Here is a 22,599-nt window from a genome sequence, read left to right as displayed (position 1 = left end):
CGGGTATACTCCCAGAATATCCAAACGATTGGTAAAAAACTTTAACTCGTCCAATGCGCGCGCAAGGGCTGGGTCGTCTGGGTGCCCTTCGACGTCAGCGTAAAACTGCGTGGCGGTGAAAACGCCGCCTACCATGTAGCTTTCCAGTTTGGTCATATTCACGCCATTGGTCGCGAATCCCCCCATCGCCTTGTACAGGGCGGCGGGAATGTTGCGCACTTCGAAAACGAAGGTTGTGATCATGGTTTCGCCGCGTCGCGTGGTGTCGGCCTGCGGTGACATCAATAAAAAACGCGTTGTGTTGTGACCTTGATCTTCGATGTCTTGGGCAAGGACGTGCAGCCCGTGAATGTCCGCAGCCACAGAAGAGGCCAGCGCGCCGACACCCATTTCACCGGCTTTGGCGATCGCTGCTGCGGCACCTGCACTGTCAACGGCAGCTTCGGCAGTGATGCCGTTGGCGTCCAGAAACGCACGGGCTTGCGGAATGAGCACCGGGTGGGCGCGGATGTGCTTGATGTCGGCTAATGTTTGGCCTGCGACGGCCATCAACGCGATGCGCACGCGTACAAATGCTTCTTCGACGATGTGCATGCCGCTGTCGGGTAGCAGCCGATGCATGTCGGCGACGCGGCCGTATGTGGTGTTTTCAACCGGCAGCATTGCCTTGTCGGCGCGGCCTGCGCGGACGGCAGAAAGCGCATCCTCAAAAGAGGTACAAGGGACAGGCACAGCATCAGGACGGGCCTTGACGCAAGCCTCGTGGCTGTAGGCGCCCAATTCGCCCTGAAACGCGATCCGTTCTGACATTTCGTTGTCCTTTTGACGGCCCAACACCCGGGTTGTGCGGGGCAGGGCGATTGGTCGCGGTTTCTATACCTTGCCAGAGCTAAGGGGAAGCCGTAGATACGCGCCGATACGACACTTTGCGGCACGAGGTACCGAATCCAAATGTTCGACACGATGACCCTTACCAAAATTGTGGGCAGCCTGTGCGCCGCCCTTCTTATTCTGTTGCTCGGCAAATGGGCTGCGGAAACACTCTACCACCCTGGTGGCCATGGCGGCGGCGAGCAGGCCTATGTGATCGACACCGGCGAAGAAGAAGTTGCCGAAGAAGTGGACGAAGTTCCGTTTGAAACGGTTCTGGCGTCTGCGGACGTCGGCGAAGGTGCCAAAGTGTTCCGCAAGTGCAGCTCATGCCACAAAGCGTCCGAGGGCGACAACGCTGTCGGACCTTACCTTTACGGCGTCGTTGGGCGTGCAACAGATTCTGCTGATGGGTTCGGTTCTTATTCCGGTGCTCTTAGTCAGGTGGTTGAAGCATGGACCCCTGAGTCCCTGAACGCCTTCTTGGAAAATCCAAAAGGATACGCACCCGGCACGTCAATGAGCTTTAACGGCCTTCCCAAGATCGAAGATCGGGCAAACGTCATCGCTTATCTCGACAGCCTCGACAACTAATCGAAAAAACACTGAACGCCGAAAAGCCGTTTGCTCCGTGCAAGCGGCTTTTTTTGTGCCAAATGTTACGATCAGCACACGAAGACGCGCACGACTTTTCCAATTCTCAAGTTGCATATTGGCGCGACAGCCTTTTAGCTTATATTTCAGATACAAACCGGCTCTGCCCACCCCGACGGAGGATCACCCATGCGCAAGACCCAAACCCGCGATCAAGCACAGGCACGCGTCAAAGCAGCGCGCGACCGATACGCAATCTGGAGCGCTTTGGGAGTTTTGGGTCTGATCATCACAATGGCGCTGTCCTCAATGGCGCGTGCCGAAGGCGGGGAAACCATAACCGCCCACGGTGTTTCGACATTTGGTGACCTGAAATATGACGCTGATTTTACCCATTGGGATTACGTGAACCCAGACGCACCCAAGGGTGGCGAATTCAGCACGTGGGCCTTTGGCACCTTTGACAGCGTGACGCCCTATATCTTGAAAGGGAATGCGGCTGCTGGCGCGACGGTCTTTTTTGACACGCTGATGACGGGCAATCTGGAAGAACCGGATGCGCAATACGGGCTGTTGGCGCAAAGCATCGAATACCCTGAAAACCGCGAATGGGTGATTTATACTTTGCGACCCGAGGCAAAGTTCAGCGACGGCACACCCGTCACGGCCGAAGACGTTGTGTTTTCATACGACATACTTGTCAGCGAAGGCCGCCCATCTTTTAAAAACACTTTCCGTGATTTTAAGAACGTCGAGGCCCTTGATGCAGGTCGGGTGAAATTCACCTTCAACCCAGAAGGGCCCCTGCGCGAATTGATCCTGACGGCTGGCGGCATCCCCGTTTTTTCCAAAGCGTACTACGATGGGCGTGACTTTGGCGAAAGTTCGTTGGAAGCGCCAATTGGTTCGGGGCCATATGTGCTTGGCGACATCGATTCGGGGCGCAGCGTGACCTACCTGCGTCGCGATGATTATTGGGGCAAAGACCTGCCCGTGAACGTTGGTCAGAACAACTTTGACGAACTGACGTTTGAATATTACTCGGATTACACCGTCGCTTTTGAAGCTTTCAAAGGCGGGGCGTATTTGTACCGCGAAGAGTTTTCGTCGAGCGTTTGGGCGACAGGATATAATTTCCCGGCCATCGATGATGGCCATGTCGCGGTGGAAACGCTGCCCGATGGGCGGCCTGCGGGTACGCAAGGGTTCTGGTTTAACCTGCGCCTTGAAAAGTTCTCTGACCCCGATGTGCGCGAGGCGATCGGGATGGCCTTCAACTTTGAATGGTCCAACGACTCGCTGTTTTACGGGCTATATGAGCGTACCGATAGTTTCTGGGAAAACTCGGCAACCCTTCAAGCCGGTGATTTGCCAAGCGAGGCAGAATTGGCCCTGTTAGAACCCCTCAGCCAGCATTTCCCAGACACTTTGTTGACGGAATCCGCCTTTTCACCGCGCGAGTCGGACGCCACCAACCTTGGTGACCGCCGCGCGTTGCGCCGCGCAAGCGGTCTGCTTGAAAACGCGGGCTGGATCGTTGGCGATGATGGTTTCCGTTACAAAGACGGCGAAAAATTCACGCTCGAGTTCTTGAACGACTCGCCGACCTTTGATCGGGTGATTTCCCCGTTCGTGGCCAATCTGGAACGGCTTGGCATTGACGCTAAAATGAACCGTGTTGACCCGGCCGAGGCGCAAGAACGAGAAAAGAACTTTGACTTTGACGTGGTCACACAACGCTTTTCCATGAGCCAGACACCCGGCAACGAGTTGGAGCAGATCTTTGGCTCTCAGTCAGCGAATGTGCCGGGGGCGTCGAACATGGCGGGCCTAAGCAACGAAGGCGTGGATTCGCTGATCCGCACCATCTCGAATGCGACGTCGCGCGAAGAACTGGATGTCGCGGTCAAAGCTTTGGATCGGGCGTTGCGTTCATTGCACATTTGGGTGCCGCAATGGTACAAAGGCTCGCATAACATTTCGTATCGGGACGTGTTTGGGCGCCCCTACTCAGAGAACCCTCCGCCTTTGTCACTGGGTGTTGAGTCGATCTGGTGGTGGGATCAAGCAAGGGCTGATGAACTCAAAGCGTCCGGCGCACTAAGGTAGAATAATGGGCCCCTATATCCTGCGAAGGTTGCTGCTGGTCATTCCGACTCTGCTTGGCATCCTTTTGGTCAACTTCACTTTGACGCAATTTGTGCCCGGTGGTCCGGTGGAACAAGCCATTGCCCGCGCTCAGGGCGGCGGAGACGTGTTTGGCGGCTTTGCCGGTGGCGGCGACGGCGAGCAAGAGGCACAAGGGGCAACCGAAGGTTATGCCGGTTCGCGCGGTTTACCACCGGAATTCATCGCCGAACTCGAAAAGGAATTCGGCTTTGATAAGCCTCCGGTTCAGCGGTTTTTGAACATGGTGTGGAACTATGCCCGCTTTGATTTCGGCGAAAGTTATTTCCGATCTATCGGGGTGATTGATCTGGTGATCGAAAAGCTGCCGGTGTCGATCACGCTGGGGCTTTGGTCGACGATCATCGCTTATGCGGTGTCGATCCCGCTGGGCATCCGCAAGGCGGTCAGGGACGGCACGCCGTTTGACACATGGACGTCCGGCGCAATCATTGCCGCATATGCGATCCCTGGATTCCTTTTTGCTATTCTGCTGCTGGTGCTGTTTGCAGGCGGCAGTTATTGGCAAATTTTCCCGCTACGCGGTCTGACCTCTGACAATTTTGACGAACTCAGCGCGCTCGGCAAAGTGGGCGATTATTTGTGGCACATCACGCTGCCGGTTCTGGCCGGGACCATCGGGGCCTTTGCCACGTTGACCCTGTTGACCAAGAATAGCTTTTTGGATGAAATCAAAAAGCTTTACGTTATGACCGCTCGGGCCAAGGGCCTGTCCGAACGCAGCGTTCTTTATGGTCACGTCTTTCGGAACGCGATGCTGATCGTGATCGCCGGTTTCCCGGCTGTGTTCATCAGCGTCTTCTTTGGCGGATCGCTGATCATTGAGACGATTTTTTCTCTCGACGGTTTGGGGCGCCTTGGCTTTGAAGCTGCGGTGGCGCGGGATTACCCAATTGTATTTGGCACGCTTTACATCTTTGGCTTGATGGGGCTGGTGGTCGGCATCATTTCAGATTTGATGTACGTGCTGGTCGACCCGCGCATTGATTTCGAGCGGAGGGAAGGCTGATGACGACGCAAGACACTGACCCCAGCATTGCCGTGGTTGTTCCCAATGCGAAACGCGCGTTCTTTTCCCTATCGCCGTTGAACCAACGCCGCTGGCGAACCTTCAGAAAAAACGGTCGCGCGTTTTGGTCAATGTGGATTTTTGGGATCCTGTTTGGGTTATCGCTTTTTGCGGAGTTTATTGCCTACGACAAGCCGATCCTCGTGCGCTATCAAAGTGAATTTTACACTCCGATCTGGAGCTTTTATGCCGAAACCGACTTTGGCGGCGACTTCCGGACCGAGGCGGCCTATCGCGATCCCGAGGTGCAATGCCTGATCGTGTCCGGTGGGCTCGAATCCTGTTTTGATGACCCCGAAGGCGTGATCGTGGACGCCGAAGACGGCATTGTCGATGGCGAGAAAATCACCAAAGGCTGGACCATCTGGCCGCTTATTCCCTATTCCTTTGACACCGCGGTTGATCGACCCGGCGCCGCCCCGTTGCCGCCTAATGGCGAAAACCTGCTGGGTACAGATGGCACCAAACGCGATGTGCTTGCGCGCGTCATCCATGGCTTCCGCTTGTCTGTGTTGTTCACGTTGATCGTGACGGGGGCCTCTGCTGTCATCGGGATTGTTGCGGGTGCCGTACAGGGCTATTTTGGCGGGCGTACCGACCTGATTTTCCAGCGTGTCATTGAAATCTGGTCTTCGACGCCCAGCCTTTATGTCATCATCATCATGTTTGCGATTTTAGGGCGTAGTTTCTGGCTGCTTGTGTTCTTACTGATCTTATTCGGTTGGACCGGCCTTGTGGGCGTCGTGCGCGCTGAGTTCCTGCGCGCCCGCAACCTTGAATATGTGCGCGCCGCCCGCGCACTTGGGGTCGGGAACCTGACCATTATGTTCCGTCACATGCTGCCCAATGCGATGGTGGCGACATTGACGATGCTGCCGTTCATCATCACGGGCACGATTTCGTCGCTTGCGGTGCTTGATTTCCTTGGCTTTGGCCTGCCGTCTTCGGCCCCGTCCTTGGGTGAACTCACACTTCAGGCCAAGCAGAACCTGCAAGCGCCATGGATCGCCTTTACCGCGTTTACGGTATTTGCGGTGATGCTAAGCCTGCTGATCTTTATCTTTGAGGGCATTCGCGATGCCTTCGATCCTAGAAAGACGTTTTCCTAATGGCCCTGCTAGAAGTGAAAGACCTGACTGTCGGTTTCCGTCAGGATGGACAGCTAAGCCAAGCGGTCAAAGGCGTGTCATTCCACGTCGAACGCGGCGAAACGGTGGCCTTGGTCGGTGAATCCGGGTCGGGTAAATCTGTGTCCGCGCTGTCGACCGTGTCCCTGTTGGGCGATAGCGCCGAAGTTGCGGGGTCGGTCACTTATGACGGCCAAGAGATGATCGGAGCGGATGACAAGCTTCTGCGCAAAGTGCGCGGCAACGACATTTCGTTTATCTTTCAAGAACCAATGACTTCGCTTAACCCGTTGCACACGATTGAAAAGCAATTGGGCGAAAGCCTCGCATTGCACCAAGGGATCATTGGCGAGGACGCGCGTGGTCGTATCCTTGAGTTGATGGACAAGGTCGGTATTCGCGACGCAGAAAGCCGTTTGGGCGCTTACCCGCACCAACTGTCAGGCGGGCAACGGCAGCGTGTTATGATCGCGATGGCGTTGGCGAATAAACCCGACATTCTGATAGCGGACGAACCGACCACTGCACTGGATGTGACCATTCAGGCGCAAATCCTTGATTTGCTGCTAGACCTAAAACAGGCCGAAGGCATGGGGCTGCTGTTTATCACGCATGACCTTGGTATCGTGCGGCGCATTGCCGACCGTGTCTGCGTTATGCAAAATGGCGAGATTGTTGAAACTGGTCCGACGGCCGAAATCTTCGATAACCCGCAACATCCCTACACGCAAAAGCTGCTAAGCGCCGAAGCCACGGGCCAACCCGCCCCGGTGCCCAAAGACGCGCCTCTGATCGCAGAGACGCAGAACCTTAAGGTTTGGTTTCCAATCACAGCGGGTTTGCTGCGGCGCACGGTGGGGCATGTGAAGGCTGTCAACGACGCGACCTTGCAAGTGCATGCGGGTGAAACCGTGGGGATTGTGGGCGAATCTGGCTCCGGCAAGACGACACTGGCGCTGGCGATCATGCGTTTGATCCCGTCCGAGGGCGGCATCGTCTATATGGGGCAAGACATTCGCAGCTGGTCGGTGCGCGAATTGCGCCGTCTGCGCAAAGACATGCAAATCGTGTTTCAGGACCCCTTTGGCTCGCTTTCGCCGCGCATGACGGCAGCGCAGATCATTGCCGAAGGCCTAAGCATCCACGGCATCGACGGTGATCGCCCCGAACGCGAAGTGGTCGCCGAGGTCATGGCCGAAGTGGGCCTAGATCCGTTGACGATGGATCGCTATCCGCACGAATTTTCTGGCGGCCAACGTCAGCGTATTGCGATTGCACGCGCCATGGTGCTGCGCCCTAAATTGGTGGTTCTGGACGAACCGACCTCGGCGCTTGATATGACGGTGCAGGTGCAGATCGTCGACTTGTTGCGCGGGTTGCAACAGAAGTACGGGCTGGCCTTTCTGTTCATCAGCCACGACCTGAAAGTGGTGCGTGCGATGTCGCACAAAGTGCTGGTGATGAAGCAAGGCGATGTCGTCGAACAAGGCACAACAGACGATCTGTTTGAACGTCCTCAAACGGAATACACCCGGTTGTTGTTGCAAGCCACGCACTAAGACCGCGCGCGACGGACGCCACCCATTTGATCGCGTCCGCTCTGGCGGGCAACTTTGAAGGCTGCATTACAATTCGGTCAGATCAATGCAACGGCTGCGCTTAAGTTGCCAACGTTTGCGTTTTGTCATGTCGATGACATGTGTGCCCTTTGGGGTGTTTCGAGTCGCCATCATGAAAGTATGAGCATAAATGTTTAGCATCGTGAACCTCTTGATTTAACCTATCTACGCCATTGAATATTGATCAATTGGTGATTTCGTGCGAGTCAAAGGAAATGCATTTATGTAAGTTTAGGTAACATATGGATTGGAGAGACCTTCCCCCACTCGCCGCATTGCGCGCTTTTGCAGCCTATGTGGAAACCGGCAGTGTTGTTGCTGCGGGTGCTGCGCTGTCCGTCAGCCACGCTGCTGTCAGCCAGCAATTGCGCAGTTTGGAAACCCACTTGGGGGTGGCGCTGTTGGATCGATCGGGGCGGGCGCTGAAGTTGAACGGCGAAGGCGAAATCCTCGCTCAGGGCTGTGCCGAGGGGTTTGCAAGCATCGCCCGCGCCGTGGCGTTGATCACTGGTGCAGAAGCGAACCGCCCGCTTCATATTTCGCCCACGCCAAGCTTTGCTGCTGCGTGGTTGATGCCGCGCCTGCCGGAATTCCGCGCCGCGCATCCCGGAATATCGATAACGCTAGACCCCACACCCGAAAAGGTCGCCCTTGCCCCCGGTGGGGTCGATTTATCGATCCGCTATGGCAAAGGGGATTGGGCCGGGGTTGAGAGCGAATTGCTGCTGGAATCGTCGATGGTTGTGGTCGCGGCCCCTTCGTTGATTGAAGGTCGGGATGTGTCGGATGCAGCGGCGTTAAGCGTGTTGCCGTGGCTTGAGGAAGCAGGGACCTCTGAAAGTACCAATTGGTTGGACGCACGCGGCGTTGCGCGCGGGATGCGTGGCAGCCTGATGCAAGCGCCGGGCAATCTGCTGTTGGATGGTGCCCGGGATGGGCAAGGGATAGCTGTCACCGTCCGCCTGTTTCTAGAGGCGGATATTCGCGCGGGACGGTTATGTGTGTTGCACGAGGATACCTCGCCCGGGACGGGATATCACCTCGTCACGCGTCCGGGGGTGCAGCGCCCGCCGCTGAAGGCTTTTCTGCGTTGGATTAGGAAGGCTGCAAAATCATAGCGGGTAAGGTGCACATATGTGCACCTTACGGTTTTGGATTTAGGGTCCGATCATAAAGCACGTCACATTGCGTGCTTGCAGGCGTCGACAGGCAAGATCGGCGCTGTCGCGCGTCATACCCATAAAGTTCGCGTCAAACCCGGTGGGGCGGCGCACAACTTTGCGCAACGACCCGTCTAACGTCGTCATCTCGGCCAGTGCGGTTTGTAGCAACACTTTTTCCGCCTTGTAACGACTGCCATAGCGCCCGATGTTCACACCCCAGTGTCGTCCACCAGATGTCGAGACACGCGTGACGACTTCGGGGGCAACAGGTGCTTTCACGCTGGCCAGAACAACATCGTTTGACCGCGCAGTTGGTGGGCGTTGGACTGCGGCATCAGGCGTGGCGGTAGTGGCCACCCCGGCTGTGACCTGCGCAGCTTGCAATGCGTTTTGAATGTCGTCGGGCAGTACTGAGGCGGCCGCGTTGGCCACCAGCACAGGCGCAGCTGCGCCGGGCCGCATTTTGGGGCGGAACGATGTTTTGACGGCTCCGGTTAGGCGGATGACCTTACCAGCCCCTTTAGGCGCGTCGTTGTTGCCAGCCACGATGATCGGTTCATCTGCAGGCACGTATCCGGGTTTGCCGGGTTTGCGCAAAGGTGCGTGACTGGGTGCACGGCGAAAGCCCATATCAAGCAGCTCAGCGATGCGCGCGTTACGGTTTGCCGTTGATGTGCCGCCAAAGACGGTGGCGATGATGCGTTCATTGCCACGTTCGGCCGAAGACACGAGGTTAAAGCCTGCGGCATTGGTAAAACCTGTCTTGATCCCGTCCGCGCCTTTATATGCGCCCAAAAAGCGGCGATTGGTGTTTGCCACTTCGCGAACGCCGGCATCGGTGGTTCTGCGCGAAAACAGATTATAATACTGCGGATAGTCATAGATCATGTGGCGCCCCATGATCGACATGTCGCGGGCGGTCGACATGTGACCCGTTTGGGTTAGCCCGTGCGCGTTTTTGAAAGTCGTCCGTGTCATCCCAAGCGAGGCCGCCGTGCGTGTCATACGCCGTGCAAAGGCCGCTTCAGATCCCGAGATTGCTTCGCCCAAAGCTGTGGCCGCATCATTGGCTGATTTCACAGCGGCGGCGCGCACCAGATAGCGCAGTTTGATCTTTTGACCTTTGCGAAGGCCCAATTTCGACGGGGGTTCAGCAGAAGCGTTGCCCGAGATGGTGATGACCGTATCCATCGTTATCTCGCCACGCTCGACCGCTTGAAAGACGACATAAAGCGTCATCATCTTTGTTAGCGATGCGGGATGCAATCGGGTGTCGGCGTTGCGTGAATGCAGCACCTCTCCGGTGCGTGCATCCATAACGAATGCCGCATAAGGGGCCGCCCAAGCGGATATGGGTGAAATCACCAACATCCAGACTGCCAAAAATACAAATAGCCCTGACCGGGCCGGCTGTGTGCGCCGAACCTTCACGATGAACCTGCCTATGTCTGCCTCATGGCCGCCGATTATTCGACTGACCTTTATTTTTGAGATCAAGCTAACACAGGTTCGATTTTCGATAAAGTGTTGATGCCGATCACGTTTTGGTTTTTCTGACAGATCAGATTGCTACATCTGGGGGACGTGGCAGATGACACCGCAACAGAAGCGATTGTGGCTGAAATGTGGCGGCGAGGTCCCGCCACTTGTGTCGTAATGCGACAGGGAAAATTAAATAACTTCCCAAAGTAAAAACCGTCTTCTAACCTCTAAGCACTTTTTTCGACGAATGATTCGAACGCCGAGTGGGCAATTTGAGACCCGCGATAACGGTGTCGGAACTTTAAACGCTATTATTTATGAGGATCCTAATATGGCTGCCAAACTAACCAAAACGTTCATCGCAAATTTCGCCTACGAGCTCGTAAAAAACGATTCTAGCATCAAGAACTACAGCGGCATAGACAGCCCCGCTGCACTTGCAAAAAAGTGGACGCCCAAAGCGGAAAAAGTCGTTTACCGGGCTGTTGGCGATTTTCTTCAAAAAGACGATTTCTTTCGTATAATCGGGGATAAGCCGATGCCCAGCGTGACACCGCAAAGTTTTAGCAGCGTGGTCAAGATGCTGGTCACTGCTAAAGGAGCGCCGGCAAAGGAAGCAGAAGTGCTCAAGCGGCTGCAAAGCAATGTATTGCTCAAGTGGGCTATGGGGAAAACCTATGGTCGCGAAATCGCAAACAGTATCAAGACTTAGGGGATCAAGCCCAAAACCACGCCGCCTGGACGCGCGCGCCGCGCGCCCGTCTTGGTGGTGTGCCTATAGGGATACGCTCGGATTTAGAGTACGCGCGTGCCAAGGCATCTGCGACGCATGCGCCTAAACGGGTTTTGCGTGCGCGCATCTGTGTTGAATTGTATCGGACATAACCCAATGGGCCTCTTTTCTAACGGCCACGTCACGCTATATACAGGCCCAAGCAACCCACTACAGGATTCTTAGGTTTGATGACGACGCAGATGCATCCATACGTGCAGATGATGGCCGAAGGGCAGGATGATGATAACGACACATCCGTCATCACTGACGTCAAACCCAAAACCAAGCGCCCGCCGCTGTATAAGGTGATGCTGCTGAATGACGACTACACCCCGATGGAATTTGTGGTGCACGTGCTTGAACGGTTCTTTGGCCTTAATAATGCGCAGGCATTCGAAATCATGTTGGTCGTGCACAAAAAAGGTCTTGCTGTTGTGGGGGTCTTTAGTCACGAAATCGCCGAGACAAAGGTGGCACAAGTGATGGACTTTGCCCGCCGTCATCAGCACCCGTTGCAGTGCACCATGGAAAAAGAAGAATAAGTGTTAGGCGCGCGTTTGCCCCTTGCGCTTCAAGCGGTCGCGCTTGAGGACGACGGCCTTGTTGCCGTATTGCACCCGGCACTTGATGCGGATTTTTCCGCCTTACCAAAGGACCGCGTTTTTGTTGTGTCACCCATGGCCACGGTCTGTGCTGGTTTTGAGGCGCGTGGCTATAAAGTTGCGGCAGAAGTTCCCAAAGACATACGATTTTCCGCCAGCGTTCTGTGTTTGACACGCGCCCGGGCTGAGGCGCACGCACTTGTCGCCGCTGCCATGGCGCAGACGGATGGGCTGATCATCGTGGATGGTCAAAAGACCGATGGCGCAGATTCCATGCTGAAGGCGTTGCGGGCGCGCACGGACGTTAGTGCGCCGATCTCAAAGGCGCATGGCAAGATATACTGGACGCAAGGGGGCGCGGATTTCGCCGATTGGGCCGCTGGGCCGCAGATGCACCCCGGTGGTTTCTGGACGGCTCCGGGTGTGTTTTCGGCTGACGGGGTCGATCCGGCATCTGAGATGTTAGCGCAGGCTTTGCCAGACGCAATGGTGGGCACTGTTGCTGATCTGGGTGCCGGATGGGGGTACTTGTCTGCTCACATCCTGACGCGTGATGTTAAGGCCGTGCATCTGGTCGAAGCGCACGACATGGCGCTGCAATGCGCGCGCCACAACGTCACGGACGCGCGCGCGCAGTTTCATTGGGCGGATGCTGTGGGCTGGAAGCCGCCGGAATTGGTAGATGCCGTTGTAATGAACCCGCCGTTTCATATGGGACGCAGTGCCGACCCGTCACTGGGGCGGGCTTTCATTGCGGCGGCTGCGCGCATCCTGAAACCACATGGGGCGTTGTGGATGGTGGCCAATCGGCACCTGCCCTATGAAGAGGCGCTGACAAACGCTTTTGTCAAAGTGGTTGATCTGGACGGCGATGCGCGGTTCAAACTGGTGCGGGCAGAACGGCCCAAACGAAAACGGGGATAGCCGATGTCATTTTCCATCAGCGGTAAGACTGCCATTGTGACAGGCGCGGCCAACGGAATCGGTCTGGCCATCGCGCGCCACTTTGCCGATCGTGGCGCCAATGTGATGTGTGCCGATATGGACGAAAAGCGTTTGGCAGATGAATTGGGCGATATGCCCGATGACGCCAATATCCGCTATTTCGCTGGCGATCTGCGCCAACGGTTGACGATTGCCAATTTGATTTCAGCGACCATCGACGCTTTTGATCAGATCGACATTTTGGTCAACGCGTCGCGGCAGGTTATGGAAACGGATGCGCTGGACCCCGAAGATACATCTGTGAACGATTTGTTTCAGCAAAACGTCATGACTCCGCTGCGCCTAAGCCAACAAGTCGCGCGCCGGATGGCAAAGCAGAACGAAGAAGCGGGCGAGGATGCAAGCAGGGGCTCTATTGTTAATTTAAGCTCGATTGCGGCGCACCAAACGCGCCCCGAATTGTTGGGCTATTCCATCGCCTCGGCAGGGTTGGAACAAATGACGCGCTCGATGGCTTTGGCATTGGCGCCTCAGGGGATTCGTGTGAACGCGGTTGCCTTTGGATCAGTGATGTCTGCGTCATTGCAGTCTTCGATTGGTTCAAATCCTGAATGGCGTGATGATATCGAAGCTCATACGCCTTTGCACCGGATCGCTAGCCCGACTGAGTTGGTCGATGCGGTGCAGTTTCTTGCCTCTGAAGGGGCGGGATTTGTCACTGGCGAAGTCATGACTGTGGATGGCGGTCGCAGTTTGCTAGACCCGGTTCACGTCCCGGCTCACTAAACTGGGCTTGCCCCACAACATCGTCAATCCGACAGGAAATTGCCCATGACTGAAGATTTTGACACTGAGAAAACCCGCGCCTCTGCTTGGTTTCGTACATTGCGCGACGATATCGTGTCTGCATTTGAGGGGCTAGAGGCCAATCATGATACAGGCCCGATGGCCGACGCCACGCCCGGCGCATTTGAGGTCAGCGAGACCAAACGCACGTCAGATGACGGATCAGATGCGGGTGGTGGTTTAATGAGCGTGATGCGCGGTGGACGCGTGTTTGAAAAGGTTGGGGTCAATATCTCGACTGTTTATGGCACTTTGGGTGAACGCGCACAGATGGCGATGGCCGCACGCAAAGGCATTCCCGGAATGAAGGACGACCCCCGCTTTTGGGCGTCGGGCATTTCGTTGGTCGCGCATATGCAGAACCCGCACGCGCCTGCGGTTCACATGAACACGCGGATGTTTTGGACACCGCATGCGTGGTGGTTTGGCGGCGGGTCAGATTTGAACCCGTGTATCGAATATGCCGAGGACACTGCGCATTTTCATGACCAACAGCGCGTGCATTTGGATCCACATGGTGAGGATCTGTATCCGAAGCTGAAGGCGTGGGCGGATGAATATTTCTATATCCCACATCGGCATCGTGCCCGCGGTGTGGGTGGCATTTTTATGGATGATCGCTGTACCGGTGATTGGGAAGCCGATTTTGCTTTGACCCAAGACATTGGCCGCGCGTTCTTGCCGGCGTATTTACCATTGGTCGAGAAGCGGCGTGTCCAAGATTGGGATGAAGCTGACAAGGATGCGCAGTTGGTGCACCGAGGGCTGTATGCGGAATACAACCTTGTTTACGACCGTGGCACCAAGTTTGGCCTAGAAACCGGCCATGATGCCAATGCGGTATTGATGAGTTTGCCACCTTTGGCAAAATGGGTGTAGCGGCGGTGGCCTGTCTGTTTTCCGCCCTGTAGGGCCGAAAAAGGCGCCCACCCACCGACCCTTTTGTCTAGCGCCAGCCTGCTTCGCTTAAAGCGGCGCGGTAGCTCGGCGCGACGTTCATTTTATCGCCAAGGCCTTGTGCAATCAGCATGGTGTGCAGCTGTGGCAAGCGCCAGCAGGGCACATGCATAACCATGTGGTGTTCGAGGTGGTAATTCACCCAGTAGGGCGCGATGAAGGTTTTCGCGATTGGCCCGGCGCGTGTGGTACGCACGTTTCTGAGCGGGTCTTGTGACATTTCCGTAGCGCCGTGTTCGGCGATATTGCGGACCCTGAGCACAAGCTGGAACCATGTGAGGTAGGGCACGATCCAAAAGGCGATGCCGTACCACCAATTTCCGATTAGACTGATTGCGAGCGCGATTCCGAAAAAGACCGGGAATGCTGTGTGGATGGTGTTGGATTTGAACGCTTGTGCTGCGTCATCTTTGGCCGCTTCGATCGCGTCTTTGTCGCCGGCAAGGGTGATGAACATGGCGATTTGGCTACGCAATTGTTTAATGCCCGTTTGCCCGGTGAGGTCGCGGATGAATTTGCGTTTGAGTGATGTCCGTGAGGTAGGGAAACCTTGGCTGAGTGCTAGGTCGGGGTCTTTATCCGTTTGCGTGTGCCGGTGATGTGTCAGGTGGTAATGGCGGTAAGCGGCGAGGTCGGCCATGATCGGCCAACCGCACATCCATGTGCCGACCCATTCGTTTGCGCGGCGCGATTTGAACAGGGCATTGTGGGCAGCGTCATGCATGAGGATCGCAAGCCCGAGTTGGCGTGATCCGATTAGAATGATTGCAAGAAGTGCTGTGAGGAGGTTGGGCCAAAGGGCGAATAGTGTAATGGCAGCCACGATCACGCCCCAGCAGTGCAGGATCAATAGCACCCCCGCGAGGTCGGAACGCGCGGCGAGTGGGCGAATGTCAGTTGTGTCCAAATACGTTTTCCCGGGTGCCATGCTCTATCCCTTCCCCCGCAATGTGTGAGGTGGTTTGCGGCGCGTCAAGCAAGACGCAACGTTCTATTGGGGCTCTGCCCCCGGCGCTGCGCGCCGCCCCCGGAGTTTATTTTGCAAGATGAAGTCTGGATCAGTGCCAGTCGAAGAAGCCGGTGCCTGCGCGTTTGATGAGCGTTTTTGCAAGGGAAGCGCCCAGTTCTGGGCCGTCTTCTATGGGGCCGGATACTGTGTCGGATAACGCGTCTGATCCATCTGGGCGCAGGACTTCGCCTGTGAGTGTCAGCGTGGTTCCGTTAAGTGTGGCCAAGCCCGCAATTGGGGTTTCGCAAGACCCGTCCAAGGTGAACAAGAATTGCCGTTCAGCGGCGAGCCGTTGTCCGGTTTCAGTATGGTGGATCGCTGACAGCATTTCTGCTGTGTTGTTGTCATCCATACGGCGTTCGATGCCGATCGCACCTTGGGCGATGGCGGGCAGCATTTCGGCTGTAGCGATGGGTGCGGCTGGCACATCTGCCATTTCCAGCCGGTTCAGCCCTGCGCAGGCAAGGAACGTTGCTGCCGCCACACCATCGCTGAGTTTTTTGAGCCGCGTTTGTACGTTGCCGCGGAATTCGATCACGTTGAGGTCGGGACGTTTGTTCAACAACTGTGCACGACGGCGCAGGGAGGACGTGCCGACCACGGCGCCTTCGGGCAGATCCGTGATTTGTGAAAAGTTGGACGAGAGGAAAGCATCACGCACGTCTTCGCGCGGCAGGTATGTGTCAAGGACCAGCCCATTCGGTTGCACCGTCGGCATGTCCTTCATGGAATGGACGGCCACATCGATTTTGCCCGCGGCAAGGTCTTCTTCGATCTCGCGGGTGAACAGTCCTTTGTTGCCGATTTCCTTGAGAGGGCGATCCGCGGCAACCATGGAACGATCGTCCCCGGTTACTTTGATCACGATGATGTCAAATGCCTCAAGCGGCAGGTCAAAGGCCGTGGCCAGACGTGTGCGCGTTTCATAGGCTTGCGCCAACGCAAGCGGTGAACCACGGGTGCCGATCTTGAGAGGGGCAGAGGAATTTGGAAGTCGTAATGTCATGGTTTATCTTTTAGGTGTATCACCTTATCCCCACAACTGGAAACGACAGGTCAAAGGCAGAGCGCAATGAATAACGGGCTTCACAGCAAAACGATTTTGAGAGCTTTGGCGGGCGAGACGTTGCCAACGCCGCCGATTTGGATGATGCGCCAAGCGGGTCGGTATTTGCCCGAGTACAAGGCGACGCGGGCGCAGGCGGGGGACTTTTTGTCTTTGTGCTACAACCCGGAATTGGCGACCGAAGTCACTTTGCAACCCATTCGTCGTTATGGCTTTGATGCCGCGATTCTTTTTGCTGACATTTTGTTGGTGCCACAGGCGTTGGGCGCGGATTTGTGGTTTGTGACAGGCGAAGGACCGCGGTTGTCCACTATCACTGCACAGTCGGATTTTGATGCTTTGAAACCTGTCGATGCGATTCACGACACGCTGAACCCAATTTACGAGACGGTGAAGCTTTTGCGCCAAGAATTGCCAGATGAGACCACGCTGATTGGTTTTGCTGGCGCGCCGTGGACAGTTGCCACCTATATGATCGCGGGGCAGGGCACACCAGATCAAGGGCCCGCGCATGCCTTGATGCAAGGCAATGTTGCCCTGTTCGAAGCCCTTTTGGCCCGTATCACGGCGGCGACCATCGAATACTTATCTGCCCAGATCGAGGCCGGTGCCGAAGCTGTTAAACTGTTCGACAGCTGGGCTGGGTCGCTGAGTGATGATGCCTTCCAGAAGTACGCTGTCGCACCCTGTGCTGAAATCACAGCGGCCATAAAGGCACGCCATCCCGGCATTCCGGTCATTGGTTTTCCGCGCGAGGCAGGGAATGGGTATGTAGGGTTCCATGGTCAAACTGGTGTGGATTGCGTGGCGCTTGATAACTCGATTTCGGCTGACTGGGCGGCAACCCATGTGCAGGTCGATGGGTGTGTGCAAGGCAACCTTGCGTCTCGTCACATGGTGACGGGCGGTCAGGCCTTGGTCGATGATGCGCGCGCGATCGTCAAAGCGTTCTCTAAGGGGCCGCATATCTTTAATCTTGGTCATGGAATCACGCCGGATGCGGACCCTGAAAACGTCAGCTTGATGATAGAAACGGTGCGCGGGGGCTAAGGGGGCGATTTCGGCCTTGACGATTCTTAGGGGCTGACATAGTTGACGCCTCCAGTGGCGCGGTAGCTCAGTTGGTTAGAGCGATCGACTCATAATCGATAGGTCGGGAGTTCAAGTCTCCCCCACGCCACCATTTCTCACCACATGCTCTTGATTGACGGGATGCGTTTATTTGATGGCCCGACTTACGCGCATCGCCTTCGGCGTTACGCTGAGTTCGGGAGTTCAAGTCTCCCCCACGCCACCATTTCTCACCACATGCTCTTGATTGACGAGATGCGTTTATTTGATGGCTCGACTTACGCGCAACGCCTTTGGCGTTACGCGGAGAATAGTAGTTCAAGCTTGTTCAAACATCTGCGAACGAGAGCTGGGCACGTCATTCCGCAGCTTTTTGCGCCATCATCAGGACCTCGATCGCCCGTTCTGAGTCTGCTTCCGGCACAAGTACGTGGTCATGGTGAAACGCGGCAACGACGTTGCACGAGATCGCAGCATCAGTAAGCGCCTGCGCCACGGCGGCAGTCAATCCGACGCCTTCTAAATCGGAAAAGACGTCCAACGTGATCCGGCGCATCCTTAGACTGCAATCGTACCGATGTGCTGCGGCGACGTCATAGGGTAGAATCAGCGTCATACCTTCGGCTTCGTGGATCATGGCAAAAGCATCGTGCACGCGGGCCTTGGCTTTGGCCGTATCCATTTCGCAGCAATAGATCCACACGCCGTCCGTCAGCCGAGGTGTCATAGCTGCAATCATCGCTTTGGTGTCTTTGACAGTCATTGGCGGATCAAAGGATCAAACAGATCGGATGTCAAACGCGTTGCGAAGGGCGGCATTTATCTGAGAGGCAATGTATTCCGGGGGTGGTGCTGCAAGAATCGCATCTACTTTGGCACTGGCCCGGTCTCATGCGGTTTGCGCGTCTAACGTCGACTCATCGGCCAAGTCGATGGCAATGCAACTGCGGGTGAGCCAGCTGACATTTAACAACGTGTCCTGAAGCCGAGTGAAATCGTGCAAGTCCGTAAGCGTCGAGGCGCGATACGCCCGCATCGCGCCGTGTAATGTCTGTACCGCAGCACCGCCGGTGACGAAATGTACGGATGTTTCGCCGACTTTGATTGTGCGAGCAGGGCCGCGCCCGTGTAATGGAAAGGTTTTGGGGGCGTGATCAATGGCCTCTTCGACCAACACGCGGTGCAGCGCGACGCGCCCGGTTGAGGTGGATGTCGCGCCAGCGGCTTCCAACTTTGCACGTAGGCGGTCCGGAATTTTGCCCATGCCCAATACAGCCAGCAATCGCAGAGAGGTGTCATAGATACTGCCATCTCAGGCTCGGTCAGGGGGCTGTACTGTCTCCCCGCTTGATCTGGGCGCGCGGGGTTCATCGGAGGACGGGCGGCGCGTGCGGTTTTGCGGACTAAACGACCAACGCGTTTGGTCTTGGGTTCCGACATGTAGGCAGGTGGGGGCTTTGTCGTGTAACCGACAAGGGGGCAGTATTTGTTTTCAGGTTTTCAAATGCATATTTTCAGAACAATGAAGCTGTGGTTGGGCGATTGACTGCGCACCCTGTTATTTCATTGTTCTGGAAAATATGCACTTTTTGAAGGTAACACATGAAAACCCAAGCGCGCGCTGTTGTTATCGGTGGTGGCATCGCTGGATGCTCGACTTTGTATCACTTGACCCAAGAGGGGTGGACAGATGTGGTTCTGGTTGAACGGGACGAGCTGACCAGCGGCACCACGTGGCATTCGGCTGCGCAAGTCACCAATTTTGGCATGACACAGACGATGGTGGGTTTGAAAAGCCACTCGATCAAGCTGTATCAGGAATTGCGGGACGATGCGGATTACCCTGTGCAATACAACCATGGTGATGGCGGCATTCGACTGGCCAACACCGAAGCCCAAATGGACGGTTACCGCCATTTTGCATCAATGGCACGCGGCATGGGGGTCGAGTTCGAAGTGCTGGATGCCGAAGAATGCGCGCGCCGCCATCCGCTGATTTCGACCGACAATCTGCTGGGTGGGCTTTGGGATGGCAATGATGGCGACATTGATCCGGCGTCTTTGTGTCAGGCATTGGCACGTCGTGCACGCAAAGCGGGCGCGGAGGTGTATCGCCAAACCAACGTGACGGGCCTGACCCAGCACAAAGACGACAGTTGGACCGTCCACACCAACAAGGGTGATATCGATTGCGAGGTTGTCATCAACGCCTGCGGTTACCGCGTGAACGAAGTCGGAGCGATGATGGGTGTGCATCACCCCGTTGCCTCGATGGAACACCAATATTTTGTCACCGATGAAATCCCCGGCATCGTCGAGGCAAGCCACCGCATGCCGCTGCTGCGCTGCCCGATTTCTGACTATTATTGCCGTCAAGAAAAGAACGGTCTGCTGCTTGGTTTCTACGAACAGGACTGCAAAACTTGGGGTATGGACGGTATTTCGCCCGATTTCTCAAATGACCTTTGCCCCGACGATTTGGACCGCGTAACAGACGTGCTTGAAGGTGCTTTTGAACGCATGCCCGCGTTGATGGACGTTGGCATCAAGAACATCGTGAACGGCCCGATCACCTATACAATCGACGGAGCGCCTTTGGTCGGTCCGATCCCTGGCAAGCGCAATGCGTTCTGCATTATCGGTCTACGTGCCGGTCTGGGCGAGGGTGGCGGCCATGGCTGGCTGCTGGCGCAACAGATCGTGCACGGTGAGGCGCAATACGACACTTGGGTCATCGATCCGCGTCGTTTCACGGGCCATGGCAACGTCGAACTGACGGCCCTCAAAGCGATTGAGGATTACCAGAACGAGTTTCGCTTTCGTTTCCCCCACGAACACCGCCCTGCAGGTCGTCCGATCAAGACGACACCTTTGACGCCGATCATGGCGGCCGAAGGAGCAGAATTCACCGTTGTGAACGGTTGGGAACGGGTGGAGTACATCAAACCCGCACCCGATTTCCAACCAACGCTGGGTTTCCACTTTGATGAAACCTTTGACGTTGTAGCGGGCGAAGTAAACGCTGTGCACAAGGCTGTGGGCCTGTGCGAAGTCAATGGTTTTAACCGTGTTGAAATCGACGGACCGGACCGGGGTGCGTTTCTTGATCACCTGATTTGCGGACGCGTGACGAAGAAGGAAGGTAAGGTCGGTCTTGGTTATCTACTTAATAACCACGGTTGCATAAAGGCGGAAGCCACGGTTGCTAATCTTCCGGGCGGTCCTGTTTGGTTCGGGTCTGCTGCGGCGGCGGAATGGCACGACATGGATTGGCTTAAACGGCATGCGGATGGCTTTGACGTTTCGATCCGGTCGTTGACCAACGACTACACGATCCTTGTGCTGGCGGGCCCCAGATCGCGCGATGTTATGAGCGCGGTTAGTCGCGCCGATTGGTCCAAAACGGCGTTCCCTTGGTTGTCAGTGCGTCACGCGTTTATTGGCATTGCACCCGCGGTTGTGATGTCGGTCAGCTTCTCGGGCGAAATGGCTTATGAAATCCACATTCCGAACAACCAGCTTTACGGCGCATACTTGGCGCTACGTGCGGCAGGCGCGGCACATGGATTGAAAATCTTTGGGGCGCGGGCGGTTGAATCGATGCGGTTGGAAAAAGGGTTCCTGCACTGGAAAGCTGACCTGTTGACCGAATTTGACCCATTTGAGACGGGCTTGGATCGTTTTGTGAAAATGGACAAAGACGATTTTATCGGCAAAGCGGCGTTGCAGAAACGCCAGGCCAATGGCCCCAGCGTGAAACTGGTCAGTTTGCAGGTCGATTCGACGACGACACCTGCCCATCCCGGTGCCTCTGTGATGCTGGATGGCAAAGTTGTGGGCACCGTCAGTTCAGGCGATTGGGGGCACAGGGTGGGCATGAACATTGCGTATGCCTTTGTGCAACCGGATCAAGCCGCGGAAGGCACAGCTTTACATATCGATATGCTCGGTGCGCTGGTTCCGGCTAAAGTGATCCCATCCGCGCCCTTTGATCCGGAAATGAGCCTGCCGCGTGGATAATTCTCTGTACGACAAGGTGTTGTGAAAGTTACAAAGCTAGGTGACAGGCGCAGCGGCGTTGCGTAACAATATCTTTGGAAAACAGGTCGCTCTTGTAACGTGTGACCTATTTAGGGAGGAAAACCATGACCATCACACGCAAATCATTTTTGAACCTTGTAGGCGCTGCGGCCCTCGCCATCGGCGCAGGGGGCGCTGCGCAGGCTCAAGAGGTCACGCTGTCGCTACACCAATTCCTGCCGGCCCAAGCCAACGTGCCAAAGCTGATTTTAGACGTTTGGGCGGACAACGTCGAAGCGGCAAGCGAAGGGCGTATCAAGGTTGATCGCTTTCCGTCGATGCAGTTGGGCGGCAGCCCGCCAGAGCTGATGGACCAAGCCATTGACGGCGTTGCGGACATCGTTTGGACAGTGGTTGGCTATACGCCGGGTCGTTTCCCAAGCACTGAAGTGTTCGAAATGCCGTTCATGATGACAAACGCCAAGGCGATGTCGTCGGCCTATTGGCAGATGTTCGAAAAGCACATGAAAGACACCGAATTCAAAGACGTCCACATCCTTGGCACGTGGGTGCATGGCCCCGGCATGATCCACACCAGCAAAGAGGTATCGACACCAGCTGACATGGATGGGCTGAAAATCCGTGGCGGGTCGCGCACCGTGAATGGGCTGCTCGACAAAATGGGCGCGACACCCGTCGGCATGCCTGTTCCTGCAATCCCCGAAGCGTTAAGCAAAAGCGTTATCGATGGGACCACGATCCCATGGGAAGTGACTGCGGCGCTAAAAATTCCTGAGCTGGTGGGCAACCACACTGAATTTGAAGGCAACGCCTTGTACACGCTGACGTTTGTTCTTGCGATGAACAAAGACCGTTACGCGGGCCTTCCTGCTGATCTGCAAAAGGTGATCGATGACAATTCCGGTCTAGAGTTTAGCATCTTTGCAGGTGGAACCATGGCGGGCGCCGATGGTCCCGCACGCGCCGCAGCGGCGGACAATGGCAACAATATCGTCACGGTTTCGGGCGCGGATCTGGATGCATGGCACGAAGTTTCCAAATCGGTTGTCGCCGATTGGGTTGCCGATATGGACAGCAAAGGCATCGACGGTCAGGCACTGATCGACGAAGCACGCGCATTGATGGATGCCTACGAAGGCTAATTGCGCTACAGGGCCGCATCGCGTGACGGTGCGG

General features: G+C 56.0%; 20 protein-coding genes and 1 tRNA gene. 15 read left to right on the top strand and 6 right to left on the bottom strand.

What is annotated here, in order from left to right:
- Positions 1–810 (bottom strand): prephenate dehydratase (locus ABJF76_RS05720; RefSeq protein ID WP_413822538.1); only part of this gene is annotated, 810 nt, incomplete at its 3' end.
- A 141-nt stretch (positions 811–951) separates the two neighbouring features.
- On the opposite strand from ABJF76_RS05720, the gene ABJF76_RS05715 reads away from it, so the two are divergent.
- The 6 genes from ABJF76_RS05715 to ABJF76_RS05690 all read left to right on the top strand — a co-directional run bounded on the left by ABJF76_RS05715 (position 952) and on the right by ABJF76_RS05690 (position 8,584).
- A complete protein-coding gene (locus ABJF76_RS05715) occupies positions 952–1,464 on the top strand; it encodes a c-type cytochrome (protein WP_413820365.1) in 513 nt (170 codons plus the stop codon).
- A 189-nt stretch (positions 1,465–1,653) separates the two neighbouring features.
- Entirely contained in the window at positions 1,654–3,573 is a 1,920-nt protein-coding gene (locus ABJF76_RS05710; protein WP_413820366.1) for an extracellular solute-binding protein, read from the top strand.
- A gap of 4 nt (positions 3,574–3,577) precedes the next feature.
- The gene (locus ABJF76_RS05705; RefSeq protein ID WP_413820367.1) at positions 3,578–4,660 is read left to right on the top strand and encodes a microcin C ABC transporter permease YejB; all 1,083 of its coding nucleotides are present in this window, start codon (positions 3,578–3,580) and stop codon (positions 4,658–4,660) included.
- Positions 4,660–5,829, top strand: a complete 1,170-nt coding sequence (locus tag ABJF76_RS05700) for an ABC transporter permease (RefSeq protein ID WP_413820368.1) — start codon at positions 4,660–4,662, stop codon at positions 5,827–5,829. The genes ABJF76_RS05705 and ABJF76_RS05700 overlap by 1 nt, the downstream gene beginning before the upstream one ends.
- A complete protein-coding gene (locus ABJF76_RS05695) occupies positions 5,829–7,406 on the top strand; it encodes an ABC transporter ATP-binding protein (RefSeq protein WP_413820369.1) in 1,578 nt (525 codons plus the stop codon). The genes ABJF76_RS05700 and ABJF76_RS05695 overlap by 1 nt, the downstream gene beginning before the upstream one ends.
- A gap of 302 nt (positions 7,407–7,708) precedes the next feature.
- Positions 7,709–8,584, top strand: a complete 876-nt coding sequence (locus ABJF76_RS05690; RefSeq protein WP_413820370.1) for a LysR family transcriptional regulator — start codon at positions 7,709–7,711, stop codon at positions 8,582–8,584.
- Between the two features lie 39 nt (positions 8,585–8,623).
- Here ABJF76_RS05690 and ABJF76_RS05685 read toward each other — a convergent pair whose 3' ends face one another.
- Positions 8,624–10,000, bottom strand: coding sequence for a D-alanyl-D-alanine carboxypeptidase family protein (locus ABJF76_RS05685; protein WP_413820371.1), 1,377 nt, complete (start codon positions 9,998–10,000; stop codon positions 8,624–8,626).
- 442 nt (positions 10,001–10,442) lie between these two features.
- Between ABJF76_RS05685 and ABJF76_RS05680 the strand changes: the two genes are divergently transcribed.
- From ABJF76_RS05680 to hemF, 5 genes are all read left to right on the top strand, one after another.
- Complete coding sequence (locus tag ABJF76_RS05680; protein WP_413820372.1) at positions 10,443–10,823, top strand: hypothetical protein; 381 nt, start codon at positions 10,443–10,445, stop codon at positions 10,821–10,823.
- 281 nt (positions 10,824–11,104) lie between these two features.
- Complete coding sequence (gene clpS, locus ABJF76_RS05675) at positions 11,105–11,428, top strand: ATP-dependent Clp protease adapter ClpS (RefSeq protein WP_413820488.1); 324 nt, start codon at positions 11,105–11,107, stop codon at positions 11,426–11,428.
- 15 nt (positions 11,429–11,443) lie between these two features.
- Positions 11,444–12,412, top strand: a complete 969-nt coding sequence (locus ABJF76_RS05670) for a class I SAM-dependent methyltransferase (RefSeq protein ID WP_413820373.1) — start codon at positions 11,444–11,446, stop codon at positions 12,410–12,412.
- Positions 12,413–12,415: 3 nt separating this feature from the next.
- Entirely contained in the window at positions 12,416–13,219 is an 804-nt protein-coding gene (locus ABJF76_RS05665; protein ID WP_413820374.1) for an SDR family NAD(P)-dependent oxidoreductase, read from the top strand.
- A 45-nt stretch (positions 13,220–13,264) separates the two neighbouring features.
- On the top strand, positions 13,265–14,158 hold the full coding sequence (gene hemF / locus ABJF76_RS05660) for an oxygen-dependent coproporphyrinogen oxidase (RefSeq protein ID WP_413820375.1): 894 nt from the start codon (positions 13,265–13,267) through the stop codon (positions 14,156–14,158).
- Positions 14,159–14,225: 67 nt separating this feature from the next.
- On the opposite strand, the gene ABJF76_RS05655 is transcribed toward hemF, so the two are convergent.
- Positions 14,226–15,164, bottom strand: a complete 939-nt coding sequence (locus ABJF76_RS05655; RefSeq protein WP_413820376.1) for a fatty acid desaturase family protein — start codon at positions 15,162–15,164, stop codon at positions 14,226–14,228.
- 130 nt (positions 15,165–15,294) lie between these two features.
- Positions 15,295–16,251 (bottom strand): hydroxymethylbilane synthase, encoded by a 957-nt coding sequence (gene hemC, locus ABJF76_RS05650; protein ID WP_413820377.1) that lies wholly within the window; start codon positions 16,249–16,251, stop codon positions 15,295–15,297.
- A 66-nt stretch (positions 16,252–16,317) separates the two neighbouring features.
- Here hemC and hemE point away from each other — a divergent pair, with 66 nt between their 5' ends.
- Positions 16,318–17,361, top strand: coding sequence for a uroporphyrinogen decarboxylase (gene hemE / locus ABJF76_RS05645; RefSeq protein WP_413820378.1), 1,044 nt, complete (start codon positions 16,318–16,320; stop codon positions 17,359–17,361).
- Between the two features lie 56 nt (positions 17,362–17,417).
- Positions 17,418–17,494: transfer RNA gene (locus tag ABJF76_RS05640), tRNA-Met, on the top strand.
- A 246-nt stretch (positions 17,495–17,740) separates the two neighbouring features.
- Here ABJF76_RS05640 and ABJF76_RS05635 read toward each other — a convergent pair.
- Together ABJF76_RS05635 and ABJF76_RS05630 are read right to left on the bottom strand one after the other, a co-directional pair.
- Entirely contained in the window at positions 17,741–18,145 is a 405-nt protein-coding gene (locus tag ABJF76_RS05635; protein WP_413820379.1) for an ACT domain-containing protein, read from the bottom strand.
- Between the two features lie 126 nt (positions 18,146–18,271).
- The gene (locus tag ABJF76_RS05630) at positions 18,272–18,685 is read right to left on the bottom strand and encodes a trimethylamine methyltransferase family protein (protein WP_413820489.1); all 414 of its coding nucleotides are present in this window, start codon (positions 18,683–18,685) and stop codon (positions 18,272–18,274) included.
- 299 nt (positions 18,686–18,984) lie between these two features.
- Between ABJF76_RS05630 and ABJF76_RS05625 the strand changes: the two genes are divergently transcribed.
- Both ABJF76_RS05625 and ABJF76_RS05620 read left to right on the top strand, forming a co-directional pair.
- Positions 18,985–21,402 (top strand): GcvT family protein, encoded by a 2,418-nt coding sequence (locus tag ABJF76_RS05625; RefSeq protein WP_413820380.1) that lies wholly within the window; start codon positions 18,985–18,987, stop codon positions 21,400–21,402.
- Between the two features lie 125 nt (positions 21,403–21,527).
- Complete coding sequence (locus ABJF76_RS05620; RefSeq protein WP_413820381.1) at positions 21,528–22,565, top strand: TRAP transporter substrate-binding protein; 1,038 nt, start codon at positions 21,528–21,530, stop codon at positions 22,563–22,565.
- Positions 22,566–22,599: the final 34 nt, after the last annotated feature.

Origin of the sequence: Tateyamaria sp., from assembly GCF_039940735.1 — a bacterium.
Lineage (GTDB): Bacteria > Pseudomonadota > Alphaproteobacteria > Rhodobacterales > Rhodobacteraceae > Tateyamaria.
This window is presented reverse-complemented; position numbering and strand designations above follow the sequence as displayed.